Origin of the sequence: Desulfovermiculus halophilus DSM 18834, from assembly GCF_000620765.1 — a bacterium.
Classification (GTDB): Bacteria; Desulfobacterota; Desulfovibrionia; order Desulfovibrionales; family Desulfothermaceae; genus Desulfovermiculus; species Desulfovermiculus halophilus.
This window is the reverse complement of record NZ_JIAK01000004.1, coordinates 119,735-146,265: the sequence shown is the minus strand read 5'-3', so window position 1 is coordinate 146,265 and position 26,531 is coordinate 119,735. Positions and strand designations below refer to the sequence as shown.

Below are 26,531 nucleotides of genomic sequence, written 5' to 3'. Positions count from 1 at the left end.
GAATGGGCTGGGGCCGGCGGTTACAGGCAATAGCGATACGGGGTCATGCTTCTGTACTCCTGGGCCAAAAATCCGGAGATGAGCTGGGAAAGGGGCGGATTGGGAACCAGAAAGGAGTCGTGCCCGTAATCGAACTCGATCTCGCAGAAACTGACCTGGAGATTGTTTTTCTTCATGGCCTGGACCATGGTCTTGGATTGGGCTGTGGGGTAGAGCCAGTCCGAGGAAAAGGAGACAACCAGGAAGTCGGCCAGGGCCTGGGAGAAGGCCTGGGTCAGGGACCCGCGGCCGTAGTTTTCGGCCAGGTCAAAGTAGTCGGCGGCCTTGGTCAGGTAGAGCAGGGAGTTGGCGTCAAAGCGGTTGACGAACTTTTCCCCTTGATGCTGCAGGTAGCTTCCCACCTGGAAGTCTGTATCCAAGGCATAGGAAAACTCCTCCCGGTCCTGGAGTCTGCGGTCAAACTTTTTGCGCAGGGCCTCTTCGGAAAGATAGGTCACATGACCTATCATCCTGGCCACGGCCTGGCCGTGGTCGGGCTGGCCGCAGCCGTAGTAGTCGCCCTGGTTCCAGTTGGGGTCCTTCATTATGGCCTGCCGGGCCACTTCGTTGAAGGCAATGGCCATGGCCGAATGCCGGGTGGCGGTGGCGATGGGCACGGCCGCCGCGACCCGTTCCGGATAACGGACCGCCCACTCCAGGACCTGCATCCCGCCCACTGATCCACCGATAACAGCCAGGAGCCTGGGGATTCCCAGATGATCGACAAGCTTTTTCTGAGCCCGGACCATGTCTCCGATGGTGACCACCGGAAAGCGCAAGGCGTACGGGCGCCCGGTTTCCGGGTCTATGGACTTCGGGCCGGTGGATCCCATGCATCCGCCCAGGACGTTGGAGCAGATAACGAAATACCGATTGGTGTCTATGCCCTTGCCCGGGCCGATCATGACGTCCCACCAGCCCGCGGTGCCGCCGCGGTCCGAAGCACAGCCCGCGGCATGGGCGTCCCCGGTCAGGGCGTGGAGGACCAGGATCGCATTGGACCGGTCCTGGTTCAGGGTCCCGTATGTCTCATAGGCCAGGGTGATCGGCCCCAGAGTGCGGCCGCATTCCAGCTCCATCTCCTGGGGAGGATGGGCGAACTGAAAGTACTGAGTGCTCACTGAGCCGGCGGTGGAGTGCATGGCTGTATCTTCTGGCCTCTCTTGCCTGCTGGGCAGGGGCTGCACATCAGGGTCTGGTTTGGTTCATGCCGCCGACCTGGCCAGGGCCTGGTCCAGATCGGCAATGATGTCGTCAATGTGTTCCAGGCCGATGGAAAGGCGGATGAAATCCGGAGAAAGCCCCATACCGGCCTGCTCCTCCCGGCTGAGCTGGGAGTGGGTTGTGGATCCGGGATGGATGGCCAGGCTCTTGGCGTCGCCGATATTGGCCAGGTGGCTGAAAAGCTCCAGCGAACGGATGAACTCCCGGCCAGCCTCCAGCCCGCCCTTGATGCCGAAGCCGACCAGCGCTCCGAATCCGCCGGTGAGAAAGGTTTTTGCCTGGGCATTGGTGGGATGGCTGGGGAGTCCGGGGTAGAGCACCCAGTTGACCAAGGGATGCCGGTTGAGATGGTCGGCTGCGGCCCGCGCGTTGGCGCAGTGCTTCTCCATCCGCAGAGGAAGGGTTTCCAGTCCCTGGAGGATAAGGAAGCTGTTCAGCGGGGAGAGGCAGGGACCGAAATCGCGGAGAAGAACGTTTCTGGCCCGGAGGATGAACGCCCGCTCCGGTCCGAACTCGGTCCAGGAGCGGCCGTGGATGGACTGGTCCGGTTCGGTCAGCAGGGGAAATCGGCCGGAGGTCCAGTCAAAGCGCCCGGCGTCGACGATAGCCCCGCCCATGCTGGTCCCGTGTCCGGCGCAGAACTTGGTCAGGGAATGAACCACGATATCCGCTCCCCAGGTGATGGGCCGGCAGAGAAAAGGGGTGGCCACGGTGTTGTCCACGATCAACGGGATCCCCTGCTGGTGAGCAGCGGCTGCAAGAGACTCCAGGTCCGGCACATCCAGTCTGGGATTGCCCACGGTCTCCACAAACAGGCACTTGGTCTGCGGGGTGATCTCCCGGACAAAGGCCCCGGCGTCCAGGGAGGGGACAAAGGAAGTCCGGATCCCGAAGCGGGGCAGGGTCTGGCGGAGGAGATTGTAGGTCCCCCCGTACAGGCTGGAGGAAGAGACGATGTGGTCCCCGGCCTGGCAGATGGTCATCAGGGCAAAGGCCACAGCCGAGGCCCCGGAACTGAGGGCCAGGGCCTCGGCACCCCCTTCCAGGCCGGCCATCCGCTGTTCCAGGACCTCTGTTGTCGGATTATTGATCCGGGTATAGATATTTTCCGGCCGGCCGTTGAGGTCCAGAGAAGTGGACTCGTCCTGCCCTTGGGAGTGCGGAGTGAACAGGGCCGCCGCGTGTTCCGGGCTCTCAAAGACGTAGCTTGTGGTCTGGTAGATGGGGACGGCCCGGCTGCGGGTTTCCCGGTCCGGACGGTGTCCGGCGTGCAAAGCCAGAGTTTCGGGGTTCCAGGGCATTGGGGGCTCCAGTATTTTCTTCCTTGCAAAATAACTCATAACTGACTAAGAGTGCGGCCAATGTCAAGGACGCACCCGTGTGCTGCGCGAGGCTCCTGGACATACAAATTTTGGTTCTTCGACCTAGCCTGTGGATTTTTGGAGTTTGCCATCTCTTCTGTGAGCCAACTTTCGCCCCGGTATTTTCTAAGCCCCGCCAAAGGGGGATCCCTGCCCCCTCCCGGCTACTCACGTGCAGGTCACTGCTTTCTGTGTGACGAAAGCGTATCATACACGTGAGTGCCGGGTTTCCCCCTTTTGGCGGGACCAAGAAAATGCGCGGGCCTGCCGCTTACGGCACACAGAAGAGACGGCAAACTCTTATGTAGGCAATCCCACTTTCTGTGTCGAAGAGCCCAAATTTTGGTCATGAGTGTTTGCCGTAAAATTTGACAGTCAGCGTGGAAGAACCGCTGGCGCGATCAACATGAATACCCGAGTCTTGTCTAGGAGTACAGGAGGTTTCGGAAGTGACATCACAGGAGACTGATTCCCGGATCGAGAGATTGCGGGCCGAGCACGGATCCCGGCTGGCTGTTTTGGCCCACCACTATCAGCAGGACGAGGTGGTGGCTCACGCCGACTATTGCGGCGATTCACTGGAGCTGGCCCGGAAGATACCCAATCTGCAGGCTGAGTGGATCGTGATGTGCGGGGTCTATTTTATGGCTGAATCCGCGGCCATACTGGCCGCATCCGGACAGAAGGTGAGCATTCCGGATCAGAATGCCGGCTGCGTGCTGTCCAATATGGCTCCGGCCTGGCTGGTGGAAAGGAAAGTGCGCGAGCTCAACGATCAGGGGCGGCGGATTATTCCCTTGGCCTATGTGAATACCTCGGCCGCGGTCAAGGCCTTGTGCGGACGCTACGGGGGCTCGGTGTGCACCTCGGCCAACGCGGCAACCATGCTGGACTGGGCCCTGCAGCAGGGAGACGGGGTGGTCTTCCTCCCGGACAAGAACCTGGGACGAAATACTGCCAAGGCCCTGGGGATTGCAGCCCAAGACTATGAGATCCTTGACCTGCGTTCCCCTGCCCGAGCTTCCCGGAGCAGGCTCTTTCTCTGGCCCGGACTGTGTACAGTTCACAACCTGATCAAGCCCCGGCACATGGAGCACATCCGCCAGGCCGATCCCCGGGCCAGGATCATCGTTCATCCGGAATGCATGCCGGATGTTGTGGACATGGCCGACGCCAGCGGGTCCACCTCCGGCATTATCCGGTACGTGCAGGAAGCAAGGCCGGGAGACACGATCTATGTCGGCACGGAGATCAACCTGGTTCAGCGGTTGGCCCGGGAGTTCGGCCCGGCCAAGACGATCCGTCCGGTTCTGGATACCGCCTGCTCCAATATGGCCAAGGTGACGGCGCCCAAGCTGGCTGAGCATCTGGACGCCATTGCCGCCGTGCCCAAGGTGGGCGTGGGGCCGGAGGTGCGACAGGATGCCTTGCTGGCTCTGGAGAGGATGCTGGAAGTCTGCAGATGACGGGGGGCCGGAAAGGCACGAAAAGGCGCAGAGGCTGAGCATGCCCAGCCGGTTCTGGGAGAGTGAGGCGAGGAGGAACCCTGTGGATCACAATGCTGTGCAGGAGGTGAGCATCCTGCGGTACCAGGACGGCGGTTTCCGGGAGGTCCTGGATCACGTGATCAGGGAGGAGCCCCTGGAGATATGGGCCCAAGGGCGCTGCCTGGCTCGAACGGTTCGTCTTCCCCGGGAGGACCGGGAGCTGGTTCTGGGCTGGTGCTGCTGTGCGGGCCTTGTGTCCTCATCCGCGGACATCCTGGAGGTGCGGATGAGGACCGGGGGAGGTCTGACCCGGGCCGAAGTGCTTTTCGCCCCGCATGTCCGGTCCCGGCTGGACAGAGAACGAGAGCCGGGCTTCTGCGTTCAGGAAGGCACGGGCGCGGTTCCTCATGTGGGTCAGGGATGCAGGATCAGGGCAGAGGATCTGTTTCAGGCCCGGGACATCCTCTACTCCGGACAACGGCTTTTTCAGGCCACGGGGGGCGCCCATTGCGCCGCCATTTTTGCGCAGGGGCCGCGGCTTCTGGCCCTGGCTGAGGACGTGGGAAGGCACAATGCCCTGGACAAGGTGGTGGGCAAGGCTCTCGGTGCAGGGATATCCGAAGGGGTGATGATGCTCATGTCTTCCCGCCTGAACTCGGAGGTGGTGGGCAAGGCGGTTTGGGCCGGCCTGCCGCTTTTGGCCGGCGTCTCGGCCCCGACGGATCACGGGGTGCACCTGGCCCGGCAAAGCGGAATGACCCTGATCGGTTTTTTGCGTTCAGGGCGTTTCAATCTGTATACCCATCCCTGGAGGATAACCAGCTAGGTCGGGTTCATGACTTGGGTGCCGGAGGCAAAGAACCACATGCGGCCCGGCAGCGAAGGTGGTCCTGCTGGGGAGTCGACTTGTCTTTATTGTTGAATTTTGCTATGTGCCCAAAGATCACGCTGTAAGGTGCGATATTCCACCAAGGAAACCCAACAATGAATACCATTGCCCCCATAATACGAACCGGAATCAATGCATCACCCAGGAGATCGGGCCTTGGAAGGCTGTTGGCCCGGGTCGTTCTGCTGCTGTGCGCAGTCTGCGGAATAGGGGTCCTGCTCCCGGCCTCAGCCCTGGCCTGGGGCCCGGGGGTCCATCTGGCCCTGGGCAATCAGATCCTGAACAACCTGCATCTGCTCAGTGCAGCAACGGCAGAGCTTTTGATCGGCCATAGCCAGGCCTTTTTGTACGGCTGCCTGAGTGCGGATATCCTGGTCGGAAAAGGGCGGAAGATAACTCCGACCCATTGCCACAGCTGGCACGCCGGCCTGCGCATGGTCCACACGGTCCAGGATCCCCAGCTGCAGGCCTATGCCTGTGGATATCTGACCCATTTGGCTGCTGATGTTATCGCCCATAACTACTATGTGGCCAATATGCTCCAGCTGGGACGCGGGCGGGGAAAGCTGACCCACGTATACATTGAGATGCAGGCCGACCGGCAGACAGAATACTGCCCCCAAGAACTGAAAAAGATTATGCGGACCTCCATGCCGGAGGCGGATGCCCTCCTGCTGTCCACCTTCTGCAAGTCCCGCTTCATGTTTTCCTGGAAAAAGAAGCTGTTTGCCTCTGGAGTCGCCCTGAGCAGGAACGTGACCACGGCTTCTTCCCTGGAGCTTTTGTCCAGGCAGTTTCCAAGCCGGGAGTGCGGGGAGTATCTGACCGACATGCGGGAGCTGTCCTTTCAGGTCAGCATGGATTGCTTGAACCGGAAGGGGAAGTCCACTGTGGCCACCTTCGATCCCATGGGCTTTCGGAACCTGGGGCTGGCCAAGGACAACGGCAAATGGAGATCCAGGGCCTCGGTGTCCGGCCCGTTTTTGAACTTTTTTATTCCGGCCATGAGCCTCATGACCCTGTAGGGAGGTCTGGTGCACACCAAAATCCAGCCCGAGGCGCAGAGGGATCCAGAAGCGAGCAGTCTGAGACGGGTGATGTCTGTCGGCTTTATGCTGGGTTGTATGTTTAATATCTAACCCAAAGAGATTGTGCCTATGAAGACGCAGAGTAGATTGGAAAAGGTCTTGCGTGCAGGCCACTTTGCTTTTACCGGGGAACTCGGGCCACCTCGCGGAACGAATGTTCAGGCAGTCAAGGACAAGGCCTCCCACCTCAAGGGCATGGTGGACGGGGTGAATATCACCGACAACCAGACCGGTATGGTCCGCATGTCCAGCTGGGCCACATCGCTGATCGTCAAGGACGAAGGTCTGGAGCCGATCTACCAAATGGTCTGCAGGGACAGGAACAGACTAGCAATGCAGGCCGATGTTCTGGGAGCCAGCTCCCTGGGCATCAACACCATGCTCTGCCTCTCCGGCGACCATCAGCAGTTCGGCGACCATCCCCACGCCAAAGGCGTCTTTGACATAGACTCCATCCAGCTCTTGGCCATGGTCAAGAACATGCGGGACGAGGGAAAGTTTCAGGGAGGGGCGGATATCGACGGTCCACCTGAGATGTTCATCGGGGCCGCCGCCAACCCCTTTGCCGAGCCCTATGCCTGGAGGGTGCACCGGCTGGCCAAGAAGATCCAGGCCGGGGCCGACTTTATCCAGACCCAGTGCATCTACAATATGAAGCGGATGCGGGAGTGGACCAAGCAAGCCGTGGACATGGGACTGGCGGAAAAGACCTCCATTCTGGCCGGAATCACGCCCATGAAGAGTGTGGGTATGGCCAAATACATGCAGACCAAGGTGCCGGGGATGGACGTTCCGGAGGAGATCGTCAAGCGGCTGCGCGGAGTGGAGAAAAAGAAGCAGAAAGACGAAGGGATAAAGATTGCTGTGGAGCAGATTCAGGAGTTCAAGGAGATGGAAGGGATTGCCGGGGTGCATCTCATGGCCATCGAGTGGGAGCACAGGGTGCCGGAAATCGCCGAGATGGCCGGCGTCCTGCCCCGCCCGGAAGTCTAGAGGCCGGGGCAGCCCGGCGCAGGCACCGTCCATGGGGCAGTGCTCCCTGAAATCTAGCCAGGGGGTCTGAACGCTCACCACATGTGAGCGGCCAGGCGGATACGCCTTCAGGTCCAGCGATTGTCTTCCCGCCCTTGTCAGGCTTTAGCTCCGGCAAGGGCGGACTGCTTTGATAAGGATATTGCCATGCCCACATTAGCCGAAGTCGCGAAGCGGGAACAACAGCTGCTGTGTTCCACTTATAGCCGTTACCCACTGCATTTGGTCCGGGGGGAAGGAGCACGGGTCCAGGATGGACAAGGCCGGGAGTATGTGGATCTCCTGGGCGGCATTGCCGTATGCGTCCTTGGCCACGCCCATCCGGAGGTGACCCGGACGGTATGCGATCAGGCGGCGCGCCTGGTGCACACCAGCAATCTTTTCTATCAGACAGAGCAGTTGGATCTGGCCGAACGGCTTGTGGCCACCTGTGATCTGGACAGGGTCTTTTTCTGCAACTCCGGGGCTGAAGCCAATGAAGCGGCTATTAAGCTGGTCAGGCGCTATGCCCGGGAAGTGCAGGGAAAAGACAGGTTTGAAATACTAACCGCCCAGGGCTCTTTTCATGGAAGAACCCTGGCTACGTTGACCGCCACAGGACAGGACAAGCTGAAGCACGGGTTCGCTCCCCTGCCTTCCGGGTTCGCCAGCGTGCCCTTCGCCGATATCGCCGCCCTGGAGCAGGCTGTTAGCCCGCAGACAGCGGGGGTCATGCTGGAAGTGATCCAGGGCGAAGGCGGCATCCGGCAGGCCCCGGTGGAGTATCTGCGCCAGGTTCAGGACCTGTGCGCGGACAAGGGGCTTGTCCTGGTCCTGGATGAGGTTCAGACCGGGATGGGACGGACCGGGCAGATGTGGGCCCATCAAAAGGCAGGGGTGAAGCCGGATATTATGACCGTGGCCAAGGGACTGGCCAACGGCCTGCCCATCGGAGCCATGCTGTGCACTGAGGACATGAGCGCCGGATTTCCACCGGGCAGCCATGCCACGACCTTCGGCGGAGGCCCCCTGGTGTCTGCAGCCGGGTGCACGGTTCTGGATGTGATCAAGCGGGATGGGCTCTGCCAGCGGGCAGAGGCCGTGGGCCAGGAGTTCAAGGAGCTTCTGGACGGGGTAAAGACGAGGCATCCGGAGGCGATCCGGGAGGTGCGCGGTCAGGGGCTGATGCTGGGCGTGGAGCTTGAGCATTCCGGGCCCGAGGTATGGAAGGCCCTGCTCGAGGCCGGATTTATCTGCAATCTGACGCAAAACAGCATCCTGCGTCTTCTCCCGCCCTTGATCGTGGACATGGAGGACCTGCAGGCCTTTGCCGCCGGGCTGGACCGTATCCTGGACTCCATGCACTGAAACCAGCACACAGTCGATTATGTCCTATATACTGGATTGGCATGTTCCGAATACGCAGCTGGAGTCGGCAGTGGATCTGCTCTCCGAAGTCGCTCCCTGGGGATGGGAGGAAACCACCGGCCCGGATGAGTCCGTCCTGCGCATCCATGTTCAGGAACGCAGGCAGCTCAAGCATCTTCAGGACAGGATCAGGCGGCGCCGGCCGGAAGCCAGGCTGGAAAAGGACAAGGAAAAGGACGCTGATTGGCAGACCGCGTGGCAATTCTTTTTTCAGCCGGTGCAGGTCGCGGATACCTTCTGCATCCTTCCGCCCTGGAAACTTGAAGACCAGGACAACCCCGATCTTGTCCCTTTGATCGTCCATCCCAAGATGGCCTTTGGAACCGGGCATCATCCAACGACCATCCTCTGTCTGCAGGCCATGGTCCAGCTGCGGGACAGAGGGCTGTGGCCCGCGGGGGGGACGGTCCTTGATCTGGGCACAGGCTCGGGGATTCTGGCCATAGCATCGGTTTTTCTGGGCAGCGGCTGCATCGCCCTGGACATCGACCCTGTGGCCACGGACAATGCCCGGGAGAACATTGAGGCCAACGGGGTGAGCCGGCAGGTCCTGCTGGGGTGCGCTGACATCTCTGCCTTGGGTCCAAAGCAAAAGTTCCCTCTTGTGGTGGCCAACATCCTGGCCGGACCGCTGATCCGCATGGCTCCGGAGCTTGTCTCCCTGGTTCAGGAGCGGGGGACCCTGATTTTGTCCGGAGTGCTGGGATCCCAGGTGGAGTCGGTGACCGACGCCTACAGGCTGCAGGGGATGGGCATACCCCGGGTTGAGCACCTCGGCGAATGGGCCTCCCTGGTCTGGTCCGGGACAGAAGAGAGCTGAAGGGAAGGATGAGGGACATGAACCGCTCGCATTTGCTCATGGAGTATTTCCAGGCCATGTCCGATACCCTTGGTCCCAGTCATTGGTGGCCGGCCGGGAGCAGATTCGAGGTCTGCCTGGGAGCGATTCTGACCCAGAATACAAACTGGACCAACGCCTCCAGGGCGATTGCCGCTCTCCGGGAACGGGATCTTCTGGACCCGCAAGAGCTGGTTGGGCTGGATGTTGAGGAGCTGGCCGGGATCATTCGTCCGGCCGGGTACTTTCGGGTCAAAGCGGCCAGGATCAAGGCCCTGCTGGATTTTTTGGGCCAGGAGGCCGGGTACGACCTGGCCCGGCTGTCCAGACAGCCGATGGAAGTGCTGCGTCCCAAGCTTCTGGAAGTAAAAGGAATCGGACAGGAAACCGCAGACAGTATCCTGCTCTACGCCCTGGAGCATCCGGTTTTTGTGGTTGATGCCTACACAGCGAGGATACTGCACCGCCACGCCTTGGTCCCGGAGGATGTGGGCTACACCGAGCTGCAGGAGGTATTTACAGACAGCCTGCCCCGGGATGTTGACTTGTTCAACGAATATCATGCCCTGCTGGTCCGGGTGGGGAAACAGTGGTGCAAAAAATCGGCTCCCCTGTGCTCAGGCTGCCCGTTGCAGGCCTATGTTCCCTGAGCAGAACCGGATGCACCTCTTGCTTCGCCTCCTCCTGCTCTGCCTATGCCTGCACTGCGTGCTGTGGACCGTTCCGGCCCGGGGCATGGATCTCCAGGACCTGCAGAGCAAGCTGTGGCAGGAGCAGCAGGCCAAGGAAAAAGCGGAAGCCGAGATTGCTGCCCTGACGGACAAAGAGCGGTCGGCAAACGCCAAGCTGGCCAAAATGGAAGAGAGGATACATTCCCTGGAAGCCCGGGAACAAAAGATCGGGGAGAAGAAGCAAAGGCTTCGATCCCAGTACAGGGATCTGCAAGGCCAGATCCAGGCCCTTGGCCAGCAAAGGAAGCGTGTCCGCCAGGAGGTGCGCAGGCTCCTGCCCCGGCTCTGGGAGGTGAGCATTCGATCCGAGCATTTCAAGGCCAAGGTCTTTGATGCCTGGCCGGAGGCGGACAGACAGGCGGTTTGGCTGTCCAGGCTGACGGACAAGGCCCGGGACAAGATCCAGGATCTGGGTGCAGTGGGAGACAGGCTGGAGGAGAAAGGAGAGGAGCTTCAGACCACCCGGGCCAGGCTGAGTTCCAAAGAGAAAGAGCTGGCCGCTATGCGCCGGGAGCTGACTGAACAGCGTCTGGAGTTTGCGAACCGGCTGCATGATCTCCGCCGGAAGAAGCAGGCCACCCACGAGGAGCTGGCAGCCCTGGAAAAGTCCATCGATCGGCTCAAATCTCGTCTTGGCTCGATGGACAGGCGGGCCTTCAACTCTTTGAAGGGCGAACTCCCTTGGCCTGCACAGGGAAAAGTGGTAGAAGAGTATGCAAAGGGAGACGGGAAGTTTGAGGACGGAATCGGGTTTTCCCTGGCCGAGGGAACGGGAATAAAAGCGGTTTCCTGGGGTGATGTGGCCTATAACGATACCCTGCGCGGATTCGGGCATGTGGTCATCCTCTATCATGGCCAGGACTACTATTCCCTGTATGCATTTTTGTCCCGAACCAATGTCCGGTCCGGGCAGAAGGTGGAAAAGGGCGAGGTCATCGGGCAAGCCGGATATTTCCCGGCTGCGCAAGGGCCGGGGCTGTATTTTGAGCTGCGCAGGAAGCAAACCACCGTCGATCCCCGCCTGTGGCTGGCGAAGGCCCCCTGAGCAAATGCGGCTCCCTTTTTGGGGGGCTGTCCTGGGAAAGACGGTGTCTTCCGCGGTGATGTGCAATTGATCGAACGGACTGCATTGAATGTCCAACCTGGAGACCTATATGCGATGGAGCAGAAGCCTAGGGATTGTGCTCATGCTTGTGGCCTTGTCCATGACCCCGGAGACGACCAGAGCGACAGACCGCTATGAGCCGCTGAAGAGCTTCAGTCAGGTCATGGACCTGATCGAGAAGACATATGTCAATGATGTACAGCGTCAGGAGCTGGTACAGGGCGCCATTCAGGGGATGCTGCAGAGCCTTGACCCCCATTCCGGATATCTGGACCAGGAAGAGTTCAAGGACATGCAGGCCGAGACATCCGGGGAGTTCAGCGGGGTGGGGATTGAAATAACCCTCCAGAACGGCAGGTTGACCGTCGTCTCCCCAGTCGAAGATACCCCGGCCTTCCGGGCCGGCCTGCAATCCGGGGATATCATTCTGGAAATTGACGGGGAATCGACCCAGGACATCAGCATAATGGACGCGGTGCACAAGATCCGGGGCCCGAAAGGGTCGGAGGTGGAGCTCACGGTTCTGCACCAGGGGGAGGCCAAGCCGGAGCGGATCACCCTGAAGCGGGACGTTATCCCCATGCAGAGCGTGAAGATCGAGAGCATGGAGCCCGGGTACCTGTATGTCCGGATCACCAACTTCAATGAAAACACCACCAAGGACCTGCGCCAGGCGCTGCGGGAACATCGGCCGGACCTGGAAGGGGTGGTTTTGGACTTGCGAAACAATCCCGGCGGTCTGCTGGATCAAGCAGTTTCGGTGGCCGACATGTTCCTGGGACAGGGGAAGATCGTCTATACCCAGGGCAAGGTCAGGCAGGCCAAGATGGACTTTCAGGCCTCGGACCAGCAGTCTGATATCATGGTGCCCATCGTGGTGCTCATCAATTCCGGTACAGCTTCGGCATCCGAAATTGTGGCCGGGGCGATTCAGGATCACAAGCGGGGGCTCATCCTCGGTGTGCGCAGCTTCGGCAAGGGCTCGGTACAGACCGTGATCCCCCTTCCTGACGGCGCCGGCATCAAGCTGACCACCGCCAAGTACTACACGCCCAGTGGCCGCTCCATACAGGCGGAAGGCATTACTCCGGACATCAGCCTGGCCTACAATCCCATTGAGGAAGAGGCTGAAAGAAGCGTCTTTCGGACCATCCGGGAGAGGGATCTGGCCAGACACCTGGAGAACGGAGAGGACAACGAAGCCCAGGATCAGGACCAGGACCAGGACCAGGATGCGGAGAGTGAGAATACGCGCATTGAGCGCATGCTGGAAAAGGACAATCAATTGCAGATGGCCCTGCAGCTGGTGAAGAGGCTGCCGATGATCAAGGGCCTGCAATGATCAAGAACAGCTGATCCATGGCCTCTGCATCCAAGAAAAAAACCAGCCGGAAAAAAAAACAGCCCTCCCGAAAGTCCGGCCCACGGCCCCTTGCCCGGCTGGGAACCAGGATGGCCGTCTGGGCCGTTGCCCTGGGGGTGACCGTTCTCGGGCTGATTGGCGTCCTCCTGGTCCCGGAACAGGGAAGCAAAGAGCAGCCAAAAACCAGGGTGGCGTCTGTCCAGCCCGACCAACCTTCCGCCCCTGCTCAGGACATTTCCAGGCCGGATTCGGGGAAAAAACAGGATGCCAGGGTCTTTGAGCAGATTCCGCCCAAGGCCCCTGAATCATCCGGGTACCCGGAGCAGACCCCTCACGAGCCTTCACCTCAAACCTTATCGACTCCCCAGGACTCAGTCTCCAAGCCGCCGAGCGGGCCTTGTCTGGCCCTGGTGATCGACGACATGGGGCAGTCGGTGCATACGGCCCGCAGGCTGCTGCAGATCATGGGCTCGGAGCTGACCTGGTCAATACTTCCGTACAGCCCGGACACCAAGGAGGTGGTTGAGCTGGCGGCGGAGAACGGCCTGGAGTATCTGCTGCACATCCCCATGGAGCCCAAGGGCTATCCCCAGATTGACCCGGGGCCGGGGAGCATCTTTGTGCATATGGATCCGGAGCAGATCAGGTCTATTGTGGCCAATGACCTGCAGCAGGTCCCGGGGGCGGCGGGGGCCAACAACCATATGGGATCCAGGTTCACCGAAGATGCCGAGGGTATGCGAATCGTCCTGCGGGAGATCACCTCCCGCCGGCTCTTTTTTATGGACAGCCTGACCAGTCCTCGCAGCACGGTCCGGGATATAGCCCGGGATATGCGCATGCAGGTGGCTTTCAGGGATGTGTTTCTGGACAACACACAGGAGGTGGAGGCCATTGTCCGCCAGCTGCGCAAGGCGGAAAGGCTGGCCGTCCGAACCGGGCAGGCCATTGCCATCGGCCATCCGTACCCCGAGACCTTGACAGCTTTGGCCAAGTGGTCCAAAGAGAAGAGTTCGAATGTGGACCTGGTCACGTTGAGTCGAATTGTTCGTAACCTGAATTGACGCAAGACGCGAAGGAGCGATGCATGGTGGAGAAGACACTGTCCATTATCAAGCCGGATGCAGTGGAACGGAATCTGATCGGCGAGATCCTGTCCCAGATTGAAGCCGGCGGCTTGCAGGTCAAGGCCATGAAGATGGTGCACATGAGCAAGAAGCAGGCCCAGGGATTCTATGCCGTGCATAAGGACAGGCCCTTTTTCGACAGCCTGACCGACTATATGAGCTCCGGGCCGGTGGTGGTCGCAGTTTTGGAGGGGGAAAACGCCATTGCCCGCTATCGGGAGGTGATGGGGGCCACAAATCCGGAGGAAGCCGCCGAGGGCACAATCCGCAAGCGCTTCGCCCGGGATATTGAGAAGAACTCGGTGCACGGTTCAGATGCCCCCGAGACGGCAGAGCAGGAGATATCCTATTTTTTCAGTCAGCTGGAGGTGATGATCTCATGACTCGAGTCGGGCTGATCGGCATCGGCAATATGGGCGGGGCCTTGCTCAACGGCTGGTGCAAGGACGAGACCCTGGCCCTGTGCGGATATGATATCAATCAGGATCAGCTGCACGCGATATCCCAGGAGACCGGGCTGGAAATCAAGGACTCGGCTCAGGAGGTCGTGGCGGCCAGCGACTACATCCTTCTGGGGGTCAAGCCCCAGCAGATGCAGAAGCTGCTGACCTCCATCGCTCCAGATCTGCAGAAGAACCAATGCCTGATCTCCATTGCCGCAGGGATCAGACGGGAAACCCTGGCCGGTTGGAGCGGGCACACCTGCCCTGTGGTCCGGGTCATGCCCAATACTCCGGCCATGGTAGGAGCCGGAGTCTTTGCCCTGTGCTATGACGACAAAAAGCTCTCCTCAGACCAGAAAGAGCTCATCCAGCGGCTCTTTCTCAGTCTGGGGCAGGTGCAAATACTGGCCGAAGACTACTTTGACGCCTTTACCGCCCTGGTGGCCACCGGACCGGCCTATGTCTACTACTTTATGGACAGTCTGATCGAGGCTGGCGTGGCCCTGGGGTTTCACCGCAGTCAGAGCAAGGAGATGATCCAGGCCCTGCTGGACGGATCGGTGAAGATGTCCAGAGAGAGCAGCCTGTCGGCAACAGAGCTGCGGGAGATGGTCACTTCCCCGGCCGGAACCGCGAGTGCCGGGATGCGGGAGCTGGAACGCAGGGCTGCCCGCAGCGCCTTCATCGATGCCGCCCTGGCCGCCTGCCGGCGCAGTGAGGAGCTGGGATAGGCTAAAGGCCTGTTTCCGGGACGGGAAAACCGATCTGTCGGTAGCCCTCGTAGAGGCAGACCGCAGCCGCGTTGGCCAGATTCAGGCTCCGGACCCGGCCCCAGATGGGGATGCGGACATGGTGCGGGTGGCGCTGGGAGAGCCACCCAGGCAGCCCAGTGGTCTCCGGACCGAAGACCAGGACCTCCCGGCCGGTCAAGGTGCAGGAGAACAGGGAGCGGCCTTTCCGGGCACTGGTCAGGAGCACGTGGTCTGCGGCGGAAAGGGAGGCCAGGAATGTATCCCACTCGGGCCAGACATGGACGTCAACATGCGGCCAGTAGTCCAGTCCCGCCCGCTTGAGGTATCTGTCCTCCAGGCTGAAACCCAAGGGCTCGATGAGGTGCAGGGGGGTACGGGTTGCGGCGCACAGACGGGCAATGTTTCCTGTGTTTGGAGGGATTTCGGGCTGAAAAAGAACGAGCTGCATGGCGGTTCAGGATGGTCAAGGATTGATAGGGGCTGCAGGTTCCAGAGTCTTGAGAGAGGGCATAGAAAAAAAGGTTCTTCGACGTAGCCTGTGGATTTTTGGAGTTTGCCATCTCTTCTGTGTGCCCACTTTCGGCCCGGTATTTTCTAAGCCCCGCCAAAGGGGGGATCCCTGCCCCCTCCAGGCACTCCCATGATGGACATTGCCTTCAGATGGACTGAGCATATCATGCATGTGAGTGCCTGGTTTCCCCCTTTTGGCGGGACCAAGAAAATGTGAGGGCCTGCCGCTTACGGCACACAGAAGAGACGGCAAACTCTTATATATGCAATTCCACTTTTTGTGTCGAAGAGCCGAAAAAAATCCCTGTTCAGTGAACAGGGATTTTGCATTCAGTGGTGGGCGGTCAGGGATTTGAACCCCGGACTTCCACCGTGTGAAGATGGCACTCTAACCACTGAGTTAACCGCCCGAACAAAAAGTACCCTATCTCAGATTGGGTGTGTTGACAAGTCCCGAAAGAGGGAGCACAACCACAGAAGTTGCGGGGCCCTTAAGATTTGGCACTGGGGCTGAACGTTTACGGCCGGCGGCTGTCCGGCCTCAATGGTGCTGCCGTTATCCCGGAGCGGCCAATGAAAGACACGGATCTACATATCCAGGGGCAAGCCCAAGCAGCTGATCTGCCGGGCCGGATCCTGGTCCTGGGACAGGAGCAGGGCATGCTCGGTCCGGCCCTGGTCCATTGCCTGCGGGCCTCCGGCTGTGAAGTGCTTCAGGAGCAGGGAGAGCATCCAGGCCGGAGCGTAGAGGCCTGGTGCAGGGAGCTGGACCGGCTGGAACCGGACCTGGTGATCAATACCTTGGGATGCACAGATACGCAAAAGGCTGAGCTGGAGCCGTCCACAGCCCTGTTCTGGAACAAGGAGCTGCCTTGCGCCCTGGCCAGGGCAGTGCACAAGCTGGGAGCCGGGCTGGTCTCTTTCAGTTCCGACTGCGTCTTCGACGGCAGGCGGCAGACCCCGTACAGGGCGGAGGACACCCCGAATCCGGTCTCCGCATGCGGACAGAGCTTTGCGGCCGGAGAGCGGGCCCTGCTGCACTGCGGTCTGGACAACCTGCTGATTGTTCGCTCGTCATGGCTGTTTGGACCATTCGGCCCGAACTTTGTGGACTGGGTCCTGGACCAGGGACAGCAGTGCAGCTGTTTGCAGGTCCCCCACGACCAGGTCGGCTCACCGACCTACAGCCTGGATTTGGCCCTGTATGTACTGCGGCTGATAGGCAACGGGGTGACCGGCGTGCAGCACGTGTGCAACAATGGACAGGCCAGCTGGTGCGAGCTGGCGGCTGAAGTCCTGAATACCTGCGGACTGAACTGCACGATTCAGGCTGTAACCTCCGGTCCCCAGCTTTCCCAGCATGCACGGCCCATTTTTTCCGTTCTGGACCCCAAGCCCAGCCTGGCCCTGGGCAGGATCAAGGCCAGGCCCTGGCCCCAGGCCCTGCGGGACTACATCTTCACCTTTCATTCCAGACATATTCAGTTCTAAGCGGGACGCAGGAAGACATCCCGCGTCCCGAGCTTGGACCGCCCTTTCACCCCAGAGACCAGGCCAGTGGGGGTCAGGAAAAGCTCAGCTGTTCCAAGAGCCCCTTTTCCAGCTCCAGGGTCAGCATTGTGTGCCGCATCAGCTGTCCCCGGCCGAGGATGATCTTCAAGACCTCCATGGCCTGCAGCGTGGCCAGGGAAGCCGCGGTCATGGCCGGATTGCCCAGGGATGCAGAGGGTGACGAAGGTTTTGGGCCGTAAATGCCGGCCAGGCCCTCGTCCTGGGGAAAGATAGTCATCAGCTGCCCGAAAAATCCGTCAATGGCCGCATGGACCAAGGGGATCCCGGTTGTCCTGCACCCTTTTTGGAGCACAAAGCGGTCCTCGATGCTGTCCAGGGCGTCGACAGCAATATCCGCCGGGGTGATGAGCTGGGTGCAGTTCGCCGGGTTCAGGCGCAGGGGATGAACAGAGACCTCCACCCCGGGATTGATTTCGTACAGCACGTTTTGCGCGGTCTGAGCCTTGGTCCTGCCCAGGCTGGAGTGAGTGCACAGGGCCTGCCGATTGAGATTGCTTTCCTCAAACCGTCCGGGATCGATGACAATCAGCCGGCCGATGCCCACCCGGGCCAGGGTAACCAGAACCTGTCCACCCAGCCCGCCCGCGCCGACAACGGCCACTGTGCTCATTGCCAGCCGCAGCTGTTCATCAAGGGACAGGGCCGGGCAGTTGCGCAGGTAGCATAAGGGGAGGACGCCCCGGGTAAGGGCGGTGCGATGGATGCAGGATACGGAGTGTCCGGATTGCCGGTGCAGGGCCAGGATCTGACTGTGGTCCAGGGTGGGGACCCTGTCCCTGGTTCCCGGAATGTGGACTGAGGCCGCCAGAGAGGCGATCCGGTCAGCCAGGGATGGATCCACGGCATTCGCATCATGGTCAAATGGCCCATTCATGCCAGTGCTCCTTGGAGTATGCTGTGCTTGAAGGGAAAAGGGACTTTGTAGAGCACTAGCATATTTTGGGCAGGGAGGGAATGCATTGATCAAAAAAAGGGAAGAGCAGGCCCGGGACCGGGGGAGAGTCCCGGGCCTGCCGGTGTTTATTTCCCGATGGAGTCGAACTGGGCCTGGATTTCAGTCGAGGGCTTTTTGTCCACCAGGCTGGTCACGATTGCGGCCAGGGCGCAGAGGATGAATCCGGGCAGTATCTCGTAGAGATCGAAGAAGCCGCCGGACAGGTTCTTCCAGACGATGACCGTGACAGCCCCGAGGACGATTCCGGCCAGGGCCCCGTTTCGGGTCAAGCGCCTCCAGAACAGGGATAAAAGGACAATGGGGCCGAAGGAGGCTCCAAAGCCGCCCCAGGCGTAGGCCACAAGATCCAGGACCTTGCTCTCCGGGTTGGCTGCCAGGGAAGTGGCTATCAAGGCCAGAATGATGACTGAAAATCTGCCGATCCAGACCAGCTCCTGGCGCTTGGCCTCTTTGCGCAGGATCTGTTTGTAGAAGTCCTCGGCAATGGCGCTGGAGCAGACCAAGAGCTGGGAGTCGACCGTGCTCATGATGGCCGAGAGGATGGCGGCCAGGAGTATTCCGCCGATCCAGGGATTGAACAGGAGCTGGACCAGGGAGATAAAGACTGTTTCCGAGTTGTCCAGGGGGGAGTTGGCAAAGTAGGCGATGCCGGCGAAGCCGGTGAAGATGGCCCCGAAGAGCCCGAAAACCATCCAGGTCATGCCCACCATCTGGGCCTTGGGCGTATCCTTGGCATAGCGGATGGCCATGAATCTGGCCAGGATGTGCGGCTGCCCGAAATAGCCCAGCCCCCAGGCCATGAGGGATATGATGGACAACAGGGTCATCCCGGAGAAGGCATCCAGGTATTCAGGGTCGATTTTTCCGGCCTTGGCCACGACATCTCCCCAGCTGCCCATGTTGTGAATGACGATCATGGGCACAATCAACAGGGCCAGAAACATGAGGGTCCCCTGGATAAAATCCGTCCAGCTCACAGCCATGAAGCCGCCCAGAAAGGTGTAGGAGACGATTATCAGCGATCCGACCCACAGGGCCACCTGATAATCCAGACCAAAGGTGCTTTCAAACAGAATAGCCCCGCCGACCAGGCCGGAAGAAACATAAATGGTGAAGAAGACGAGAATGACCACGGCGGAGATAACCCGCAGGACCCGGGAGGTGTCGTTGAACCGATTTTCCAGGTAGTCCGGGAGGGTAATGGAGTCGTTGGCCACTTCCGTATACTGCCGGAGCCGCTTGGCCACGAACTGCCAGTTCAAAAAGGCGCCGATGGACAGGCCTATGGCGATCCAGATATTGTTCATTCCCCCGGCGTACATTGCTCCGGGCAGACCCAGCAGAAGCCACCCGCTCATGTCCGAAGCCCCGGCGCTCAGGGCCGCCACCCAAGGATTGAGCCCCCGGCCTCCCAGGATATAGTCTGAAAGGTTTCTGGTCCGCAGATAGAAAAAGATTCCTATGCTCATCAACACCGCGAGATAGACAATAAAGGCGGTAAAGGTCGGTGCATCCATAATTACTCATCCCTCCCTTTTTTGATCAGCAGGTTGACCAAGGACAAGACCACGACCAGGGGCATGGGCACCATGAGCCAGAACCAGGTTGCCGCACTAAGAGTTGCATCTTCCATCGCACGAACCTCCTTCGCACTGTCCTGAGGTTTATGTTGGGTGTGCCCGGCTGATGAGCCGGGCACATCGGCCTGGGTGGAATTATGCAGTGGACTTCATGCCCAGCATCTGCATCAGGGCGTGCCTGGCTATATCCGGATTCTCCTTCAGCCTGCGTTTGGCATAGGGCAGCCAGGAGGAGCCGAATGGGACGTAGATCCGCAGGTTGTGGCCCTGGGAGGTGATGATCTCCCGCAGCTTTTCGTCGACCCCGAGCAGCATCTGGAACTCGTAGTCCCCGGGCTTGAGGTTGTGCTTGTCGATCAGGCGCATAGCCTCAAAGATCAGGACCGGGTCGTGGGTGGCAATCCCTACATAGGCCCTGTGTTCAAAGAGGCGCTCCAGGGCAAGGACATAATTGCGTCTGACCACCTCCGGGTGCTTGAACGCATGCTCCCGGGGCTCATTGTAGATCCCCTTGCACAGACGGATATTCATCGGACCTGAACTGAGATCGTCAATGTCCCGGACCGTCCGGCGCAGATAGGACTGGAGCACCGTTCCCACATGCGGGGCATATGCCTGCCGCAGCCGGCTGTAGAAGTTGATGGTCTGGGTTGTGCAGGAGATATCTTCCATATCGATGCGCACGAAGCTCTGGATGCTTTTGGCATAGGACACGATTTCTTCGATGTTGGCGTAGGCGAAGTCCTGATCCAGGTTCAGGCCCATTTGGGTGGGCTTGATGGACAGGTTGGCATCTATGCCGGTTCTGTGAATGGTCTTTAGAACCTCCAGGGCCTGGTTCTTGAACCAGGAGGCTTCACCCTTGGTGGATATGAACTCGCCGAGCACGTCGATGGTGGTCCGGATGCCCTGGGCGTTGAGCTTACGGGTGACCTGGACCGCGTCGTCCAGGGTGTCGCCGGCGATGTACTTTTTGGCAAAGATGCCCACAATCGGTCCGGGAACGAACATGATGGTCTTGGATACGGCATGGTTGAATAAGGACATGATGCTCACCTAACCTTGGTTTGGATTCTGGTCCACAACGCCCTGCATGTATGTCGTGAAGCGGTACACATGACTGGTGGCCAATCTTCTGGCCTGTTCAGCGTCTCCAGAGATGACGGCCTGCACAATGGCCCGCAGATCCTGGATGTTCTCCTGAATGGCGTCCGGGTCCATGACCAGGAACTGTTCGTAGTAGCGATCTATGTTCTCATGTATTGACTTGTGCACAAAGATGGAGATCGGATTGCTGCTGATAGTGGCCAGGTTCAGATGGATGGCCTTGTCCGCCTGCAGAAAGGAGCGGGTTCGGCCTGTGGTCCGTTCTGCGCAGGCAACGGCCTGATCCAGGAGATGCTTGAGATGTGCGGTCTCGGCCGAGCTGATTCGCCGGGCGGCGTTGGACGCGGCTTCGCCTTCGACTCCGGCCCTGAACTCAGCCAAATGGGCCAGAGACACCTTCTGGTGCCGGATGAGCAGGGCCAGGCTTTCGCTGACCGGCTCGTAGGACACGTCTTGAACCACGGCTCCGCCCCCGACCCCGAGCTTTATGTGCACCAGCCCCTTCTGTTCCAAGACGCGCAGGGCCTCCCGCAGGGTGCCCCGGCTGACCTGGAGCAGCTCCTTGAGCTCCCGCTCCGAGGGCAGGACATCTCCGGGCTGGAGCTTTCCGCTGAGGATGGCTTCCTGGATCTGGTCCACCACATCCTGGAAGATCTTGTTCTGCTTGGCTGCTCTGAACATACACCGGGGCCAGGGGGTTGAGGGTTTGCACGATACGCTGCATTGCTGCGGCATGGGTGCAGGGCGAAACGCGGTTGCCCGTTAGGCATGGGCTGCAAACTACCCTGCATGCCTGCCAAGGCGTAGGCACGCTTTCGCTAACGAAGCCTACAAAACGATTTCGATACCGACTGGGAGTGGCTCCCCAATCGGATCTTGATAACCCTGAGGATCACTGGCGCGAAGAATAAGCGTCCAGCGCATCCGTTTGTTGTGATTTTCTTTCTTCGGGTTCGTAATCGCTATCGGGATCGGGATCGGGATCGGGGTCCAAAAACTGAGGGTTCCTGCTGCACCAAATGACATATCCTTTCGATTTCGATACCGATCCCGATTTCGATTTGGATTATCCCAACTATTAACTAATACTAGGTTTTCATACCAAAGGGGGCAGGCACAGGCTGCTCTGCAGCTGTCTGTCTCGTCCCGATCCGTCCACATATGCCTGCGGCCTTGGTGTTTGGTACGCGGGTCAGGAGCACAGGCGCGGGACCGTAGATCCAGTGCTGTACATTGTTTAACTGATCTTGGAATATGTATAATGGTTTGACCTTTATGCTCAAAAAACGAGCCCCTGTCAAGGCCTGGCGGACAAAAAACGGCAGACGCCGAGGCGGCCGGACCAGGCGGAGGCTATGCCGGATCCGGGGCCCAGGCGGCCGGGTCCAGGTAGCTGAGAGCTTCCCCCACAGTGAACAGGGAGCCGGTGACCAGGATCAGGTCCTGGTCGCCGGCTGCGGCCCGGGCCGTATCCAGGGCCTTGGGCAAGGACGGGATCACGGTGTTCCTGGATGGGAGCCGTTCCGCCTGATCCCTGAGCTGAAAGGGGTCCATGGCCCGGGGGTACACCGGCCGGGTAAAGATGACCTGGCCGGCAAGAGGGAGGATGGAGCGCAGAATGGGCTTGGCCGCCTTGTCGGCCATGATCCCGATAACCAGGATAAGGCGGCGGTAGTTCGGATTTTCCCGCAGGCTTGCGGCCAAGGCGGCAATGGCCGCCGGATTGTGCGCTCCATCGAGCATGATCCGGGGCCGGCCGTCCATCAGGTGCATCCGGCCGGGCCAGACGGTCTGGGATACTCCTGTCCGGCGGGAGACGTCGGATACCAAGAAGCCCTTGTCTTCCAGGATTTCGCTGGCGGCCAGGGCCAGGGCGGCGTTCCGGGCTTGATGCCGTCCGGAGAGACCAAGGGGGACAGCTTTGAGCTCGGCATGCAGGCCGTGGTAGAAGAGCCGGCTGTCGCGCATCCTGGCCCGAAAATCACGGCCCAGCCGGTAGAATGGCGCGTCCTGCGCCCGGCACGTCTCCTGGATGCACTCCAGGACCTTGGGTTGGGAGGCAGCAGTGAGCACCGGGACCGATGGTTTGATGATTCCGGCTTTCTCCCTGGCCACTTGCAGCAGGCTGGAGCCCAGGTACTCCTGATGTTCCATGGAGATGGAGGTAATCACGGACACCAGAGGATGGATCACGTTGGTGGCGTCCAGCCTGCCGCCCATGCCGGTTTCCATGATAACGATATCCGTGTTCCGGCGGGCGAAATACAAAAGGGCCATAACGGTCACGGCTTCAAAAAATGTCGGCGGCTCCCTGGGATCAAAGACCTCCATGACGGTATGCATCAGGTCGGCGGCCTGGTCCTGGGGTATTTCCCGGCCGTTGATCTGAAAGCGTTCAGTGAACCGGACCAGATGGGGCGAGGTGTACAAGCCGACATTGAGTCCTGCGGAACGCAGGATCTGGGCCAAGAAAGAGGCCACAGAGCCTTTGCCGTTGGTCCCGGCTATATGCACGAAGTGCTGTCCCTGCTCCGGATTTTCGAGCCGGTCCAGGAGGGCTGAGGTGGAGGACAGCCCGAACTTGATGCCGAACTTTTGCAGAGCGTAGAACTCGTTGAGGCAGGCGGCGTATGAGGGATTGGTTCCGGTCATGACGATACTCCAGGCTGGGGAAGGCGGTGGCTTGCACTTCCCGGCGGTGATGGTTAGCGTCGGAGTGCGGGGCGGTACGCTGGGCCTGGCCATGAGCCTGATCCAGGCCGCTTGGTTGTAGCAAGAGGGCGCCCGGCTGCGCAAGAGGGAACACTGGGATATGCAATTCGTCGGTTTATGGATATGAGTGATCTGGTCGTGGATGATCTGGAGATAGAGATCGGCAAACAGGGCGCCCGGGAGCATGCCAAGCTGAGCTATCCAGTCCGGTACGGCCGGTATTCGGAGATTCGATCCCGGGATTATGTATTTCAGTTCAACCTGAACGGGGAGCCCAGGTTCCTGTCCGGCAGAAACAGCAGGTGGCCTCATCCGGCGGAGTGGCTGAAGCGCACCCTGGGCAATGACTGGGTCTACTATTTTTCCGGGGGCTACACCAATGTCTATGACTGCCTGGGGGAGTACTATGTCCCGTGCTTTTCCTATTCGTCGAACTCCTTATGGACCAGGGATCCGTTTCAGGATCCAGAGGTCAAGCAGGGGCTTGCGGCCTGGGCCTGGGTGCGGAAAAGGGCCGGACAGCTGGTCCGCGACAGGTCCCTGTCCCCGGAGGTGCGGGATTTTCTGGAGCAAGTGGCCGGGAACAGTCCTTCTCGGCTGTGGAGCAAGGCCCTGCGCCTGTTTGCCCTCCTTCAGGGCAGGGTCAGCGTCTTGCCTCCGGACAGCCGGCACGTGGACTACGATGTCCTGCCGGTGAATATATCCGACGGATGCCTGTATAACTGCGGGTTTTGCAGCGTCAAGTCCAGACACGGATTTCAGGAGCGGAGCAGGGACAATATCCGGGAGCAGATCCTTGGCCTGCGGCAGCTGCTGGGACCGGACCGGATCAACTACAACGCGGTGTTTTTCGGTCAGCACGACGCCCTGAACTCCAGTCCGGATCTGATCCGGGAAGCGGCTCTGGAGGCCTTTTCCGGTCTGGGCCTGGAGGATTCCATCCTGGCCAACCGGTACCTGTTTCTGTTCGGAAGCGTGGACTCCCTGCTCCGGGCCGGTCCGGAACTGTGGGCCGGATTGCAGGAGCTGCCCTATTATGTGTATATAAATATCGGTCTGGAGTCCGGGGATCAAGAGACCCTGGACCGTATCCGCAAGCCCATCCGGTCCGATCAGGTCCTTGCGGCCTTTAAACGGATGCTGGAGATCAATCACACAGTCCCAAATGTTGAAATAACGGCTAATCTGCTCATGGATTGGGATATGCCGTCCGGGCATTGGCAGACACTGGGCCAGATGACCCGGGACTGCTCATCCCGGCCGCTGTCCAAGGGGGCTGTCTATCTCTCCCCCCTGAGCCGCCGGCGGTCCAAGGAGCAGATACGCATGTTTCAGAGGTTGAAGCGGCAGAGCAGGATCCCTTTGTATCTGTACCTTATCCAGCGGCTGTGAGCAGGCCTGAAAAAGGCTTGGCCGGGTACAGCCGGGTGGTGCGCGGGCATAGAGGGCCTGTCTGAAATGCATGGGAAAGGTTCGATAGCTACGGCGTGCGCGCCAAGGAGGATTGTATGGCTGAGCATCCACTGGCCGGGAAGCAGGCTCCGGAGAGCATGCTGATCAATGTCCCCCGGTTGATAACGTCCTATTTTCACAGCCACCCGTCTGCGGAGCTCAAAGCAGAGCAGGTGGCGTTCGGCACCTCCGGGCATCGGGGCAGCTCCCTGCGGAAGAGCTTCAATCAGCATCATATCCTGGCCATCACCCAGGCCATATGCGAATACCGCAAGGCCCAGGGGATCTTGGGCCCCCTGTTCGTCGGGTTCGATACCCACGCCTTGTCCGAGCCCGCCTTTGAAACCGCCCTGGAGGTGTTGGCGGCCAACGGGGTCCAGACCGTTGTGCAGCAAAACAGGGGGTATACGCCTACTCCGGTCATCTCCCGGATGATCCTGGACTGGAACCGGGATCAGGACAAGGCCCGGGCGGACGGGATCGTGATCACCCCCTCCCACAACCCTCCTGAAGACGGAGGAATAAAGTACAATCCCCCGCACGGCGGTCCGGCGGGTACCGAGGCCACGGCCGCCATCCAGGATCGGGCCAACGCCATACTGGGCAAAGGGCTGGCCGACGTTCGGCGGATGCCTGTGGACCGGGCCTTGCAAGCCGAAACGACCCACCACCTGGACATGGTGGACCCCTATGTCCAGGGGTTGGCCGGGATTGTGGACATGCAGGCCATCGCCTCCTCCGGGCTGGCCCTGGGAGCCGATCCTCTGGGCGGATCCGGCCTGGAGTTCTGGGACCGTATAGTCTCCAGGTATGGGCTGAACCTGGAGGTGGTCAATCGACGGATTGATCCCACCTTTGCCTTCATGCCTGTGGACAAGGACGGGGTCATCCGGATGGACTGCTCCTCCCAGGCCGCAATGGCAGGGCTGATCACCATGAAGGACCGTTTCGACCTGGCCTTCGGCAATGACCCCGACTTCGACCGCCACGGGATAGTGACCGGAAAGGGACTGATGAACCCCAACCACTTTTTGTCCGTCTGCGCCCAATATCTGTTTGAGACCAGAACCAGATGGCCAGCCCATGTGGCCCTGGGCAAGACCGTGGTGACCAGCTCCATGCTGGACAGGGTGGCCGATAGGCTGGGCCGGGAGCTGGTGGAGGTACCGGTGGGCTTTAAGTGGTTTGTCTCCGGGCTGCTCTCCGGAGAGATCGGCATGGGCTGCGAGGAGAGCGCCGGGGCCTCGTTCCTGCAGTTCGACGGGTCGGTATGGACCACGGACAAGGACGGCCTGGTCATGAACCTCTTGGCGGCAGAGATGACGGCGGTCCGGGAGAAGGACCCGGCCGAGCTGTACGCCGACCTGGAAGCCGAGCTGGGATCGCCGGTCTATGTGCGAGTTGACGCCCCGGCCACCGGGGCCCAGAAAGCGAGCCTGAAAAAGCTTTCCCCGGAGCACGTACAGACCCGGACCTTGGCTGGGGAAGAGATTCTTGCTACCTTGACCGCAGCCCCCGGTAACGAGCAGCCCATCGGCGGGCTGAAGGTGATGACCCAGAACGGGTGGTTCGCGGCCCGGCCTTCGGGAACCGAAGAGATATACAAGATTTACGCTGAGAGCTTTGTGGGCCGGGAGCATGTGGAACGCATCGTCCGCGAGGCCCAGGAACTGGTCGACTCGGTGATCGGCTGAGTCCGGATCAGGCCCTGGCCCTGCAGGCGGCTCCCAGCGTGTCCAGGGCCTGAGCGGCGGCAC

General features: G+C 60.2%; 24 protein-coding genes and 1 tRNA gene. 16 read left to right on the top strand and 9 right to left on the bottom strand.

Annotated elements, in window-relative coordinates:
• Positions 1-20: 20 nt before the first annotated feature.
• Positions 21-1,181 carry a homoserine O-acetyltransferase MetX gene (gene metX, locus N902_RS0100745; RefSeq protein WP_027369362.1) on the bottom strand — a complete coding sequence of 387 codons (1,161 nt, stop codon included), beginning with the start codon at positions 1,179-1,181 and terminating at the stop codon, positions 21-23.
• A 63-nt stretch (positions 1,182-1,244) separates the two neighbouring features.
• Positions 1,245-2,564 carry an O-acetylhomoserine aminocarboxypropyltransferase/cysteine synthase family protein gene (locus tag N902_RS0100740; protein WP_027369361.1) on the bottom strand — a complete coding sequence of 440 codons (1,320 nt, stop codon included), beginning with the start codon at positions 2,562-2,564 and terminating at the stop codon, positions 1,245-1,247.
• A gap of 470 nt (positions 2,565-3,034) precedes the next feature.
• On the opposite strand from N902_RS0100740, the gene nadA reads away from it, so the two are divergent.
• The 12 genes from nadA (at position 3,035) to proC (ending at position 14,865) form a co-directional block, all read left to right on the top strand.
• The gene (gene nadA / locus N902_RS0100735) at positions 3,035-4,090 is read left to right on the top strand and encodes a quinolinate synthase NadA (RefSeq protein ID WP_084287556.1); all 1,056 of its coding nucleotides are present in this window, start codon (positions 3,035-3,037) and stop codon (positions 4,088-4,090) included.
• 82 nt (positions 4,091-4,172) lie between these two features.
• A complete protein-coding gene (gene fdhD, locus N902_RS0100730; RefSeq protein WP_027369359.1) occupies positions 4,173-4,937 on the top strand; it encodes a formate dehydrogenase accessory sulfurtransferase FdhD in 765 nt (254 codons plus the stop codon).
• A 158-nt stretch (positions 4,938-5,095) separates the two neighbouring features.
• Complete coding sequence (locus tag N902_RS15765; RefSeq protein ID WP_051564056.1) at positions 5,096-6,025, top strand: zinc dependent phospholipase C family protein; 930 nt, start codon at positions 5,096-5,098, stop codon at positions 6,023-6,025.
• 132 nt (positions 6,026-6,157) lie between these two features.
• Entirely contained in the window at positions 6,158-7,081 is a 924-nt protein-coding gene (locus tag N902_RS0100720) for a methylenetetrahydrofolate reductase (protein ID WP_027369358.1), read from the top strand.
• Positions 7,082-7,267: 186 nt separating this feature from the next.
• Positions 7,268-8,467: an acetylornithine transaminase gene (locus N902_RS0100715; protein ID WP_027369357.1), complete on the top strand. Its 1,200-nt coding sequence runs from the start codon at positions 7,268-7,270 to the stop codon at positions 8,465-8,467.
• Positions 8,468-8,486: 19 nt separating this feature from the next.
• The gene (locus N902_RS0100710) at positions 8,487-9,347 is read left to right on the top strand and encodes a 50S ribosomal protein L11 methyltransferase (protein WP_027369356.1); all 861 of its coding nucleotides are present in this window, start codon (positions 8,487-8,489) and stop codon (positions 9,345-9,347) included.
• 17 nt (positions 9,348-9,364) lie between these two features.
• Entirely contained in the window at positions 9,365-10,015 is a 651-nt protein-coding gene (locus N902_RS0100705) for an endonuclease III domain-containing protein (RefSeq protein ID WP_027369355.1), read from the top strand.
• 10 nt (positions 10,016-10,025) lie between these two features.
• The gene (locus tag N902_RS15760; RefSeq protein WP_161635147.1) at positions 10,026-11,141 is read left to right on the top strand and encodes a murein hydrolase activator EnvC family protein; all 1,116 of its coding nucleotides are present in this window, start codon (positions 10,026-10,028) and stop codon (positions 11,139-11,141) included.
• A gap of 109 nt (positions 11,142-11,250) precedes the next feature.
• Entirely contained in the window at positions 11,251-12,543 is a 1,293-nt protein-coding gene (locus tag N902_RS0100695; RefSeq protein ID WP_027369354.1) for a S41 family peptidase, read from the top strand.
• A 17-nt stretch (positions 12,544-12,560) separates the two neighbouring features.
• Positions 12,561-13,628, top strand: coding sequence for a divergent polysaccharide deacetylase family protein (locus tag N902_RS18455; RefSeq protein ID WP_051564055.1), 1,068 nt, complete (start codon positions 12,561-12,563; stop codon positions 13,626-13,628).
• Positions 13,629-13,651: 23 nt separating this feature from the next.
• Complete coding sequence (gene ndk / locus N902_RS0100685) at positions 13,652-14,074, top strand: nucleoside-diphosphate kinase (RefSeq protein WP_027369353.1); 423 nt, start codon at positions 13,652-13,654, stop codon at positions 14,072-14,074.
• Complete coding sequence (gene proC / locus N902_RS0100680; protein WP_027369352.1) at positions 14,071-14,865, top strand: pyrroline-5-carboxylate reductase; 795 nt, start codon at positions 14,071-14,073, stop codon at positions 14,863-14,865. The genes ndk and proC overlap by 4 nt, the downstream gene beginning before the upstream one ends.
• A gap of 1 nt (position 14,866) precedes the next feature.
• Here proC and N902_RS0100675 read toward each other — a convergent pair whose 3' ends face one another.
• Both N902_RS0100675 and N902_RS0100665 read right to left on the bottom strand, forming a co-directional pair.
• Complete coding sequence (locus N902_RS0100675) at positions 14,867-15,334, bottom strand: tRNA (cytidine(34)-2'-O)-methyltransferase (RefSeq protein WP_027369351.1); 468 nt, start codon at positions 15,332-15,334, stop codon at positions 14,867-14,869.
• Between the two features lie 396 nt (positions 15,335-15,730).
• A tRNA-Val gene (locus tag N902_RS0100665) sits at positions 15,731-15,806 on the bottom strand.
• A gap of 163 nt (positions 15,807-15,969) precedes the next feature.
• On the opposite strand from N902_RS0100665, the gene N902_RS0100660 reads away from it, so the two are divergent.
• Positions 15,970-16,887: an SDR family oxidoreductase gene (locus N902_RS0100660; RefSeq protein ID WP_084287552.1), complete on the top strand. Its 918-nt coding sequence runs from the start codon at positions 15,970-15,972 to the stop codon at positions 16,885-16,887.
• Positions 16,888-16,960: 73 nt separating this feature from the next.
• Here N902_RS0100660 and N902_RS0100655 read toward each other — a convergent pair whose 3' ends face one another.
• The 5 genes from N902_RS0100655 to N902_RS0100625 all read right to left on the bottom strand — a co-directional run bounded on the left by N902_RS0100655 (position 16,961) and on the right by N902_RS0100625 (position 23,262).
• On the bottom strand, positions 16,961-17,842 hold the full coding sequence (locus tag N902_RS0100655; RefSeq protein WP_051564053.1) for a HesA/MoeB/ThiF family protein: 882 nt from the start codon (positions 17,840-17,842) through the stop codon (positions 16,961-16,963).
• Positions 17,843-17,988: 146 nt separating this feature from the next.
• Positions 17,989-19,440 carry a sodium/proline symporter PutP gene (putP, locus tag N902_RS0100650; RefSeq protein WP_027369348.1) on the bottom strand — a complete coding sequence of 484 codons (1,452 nt, stop codon included), beginning with the start codon at positions 19,438-19,440 and terminating at the stop codon, positions 17,989-17,991.
• A 198-nt stretch (positions 19,441-19,638) separates the two neighbouring features.
• Complete coding sequence (locus N902_RS0100640; protein WP_027369347.1) at positions 19,639-20,550, bottom strand: proline dehydrogenase family protein; 912 nt, start codon at positions 20,548-20,550, stop codon at positions 19,639-19,641.
• A gap of 9 nt (positions 20,551-20,559) precedes the next feature.
• Positions 20,560-21,291 carry a FadR/GntR family transcriptional regulator gene (locus N902_RS0100635; RefSeq protein ID WP_027369346.1) on the bottom strand — a complete coding sequence of 244 codons (732 nt, stop codon included), beginning with the start codon at positions 21,289-21,291 and terminating at the stop codon, positions 20,560-20,562.
• 672 nt (positions 21,292-21,963) lie between these two features.
• On the bottom strand, positions 21,964-23,262 hold the full coding sequence (locus tag N902_RS0100625) for a bifunctional folylpolyglutamate synthase/dihydrofolate synthase (protein ID WP_027369344.1): 1,299 nt from the start codon (positions 23,260-23,262) through the stop codon (positions 21,964-21,966).
• On the opposite strand from N902_RS0100625, the gene N902_RS20460 reads away from it, so the two are divergent.
• The 3 genes from N902_RS20460 to pgm all read left to right on the top strand — a co-directional run bounded on the left by N902_RS20460 (position 23,261) and on the right by pgm (position 26,468).
• Positions 23,261-23,383 (top strand): hypothetical protein, encoded by a 123-nt coding sequence (locus N902_RS20460; protein WP_279614641.1) that lies wholly within the window; start codon positions 23,261-23,263, stop codon positions 23,381-23,383. The two genes, N902_RS0100625 and N902_RS20460, sit on opposite strands and share 2 nt — an antisense overlap.
• 56 nt (positions 23,384-23,439) lie before the next feature.
• Complete coding sequence (locus N902_RS0100615) at positions 23,440-24,714, top strand: radical SAM protein (RefSeq protein ID WP_051564052.1); 1,275 nt, start codon at positions 23,440-23,442, stop codon at positions 24,712-24,714.
• Positions 24,715-24,830: 116 nt separating this feature from the next.
• On the top strand, positions 24,831-26,468 hold the full coding sequence (pgm, locus tag N902_RS0100610; RefSeq protein ID WP_027369342.1) for a phosphoglucomutase (alpha-D-glucose-1,6-bisphosphate-dependent): 1,638 nt from the start codon (positions 24,831-24,833) through the stop codon (positions 26,466-26,468).
• Positions 26,469-26,531: the final 63 nt, after the last annotated feature.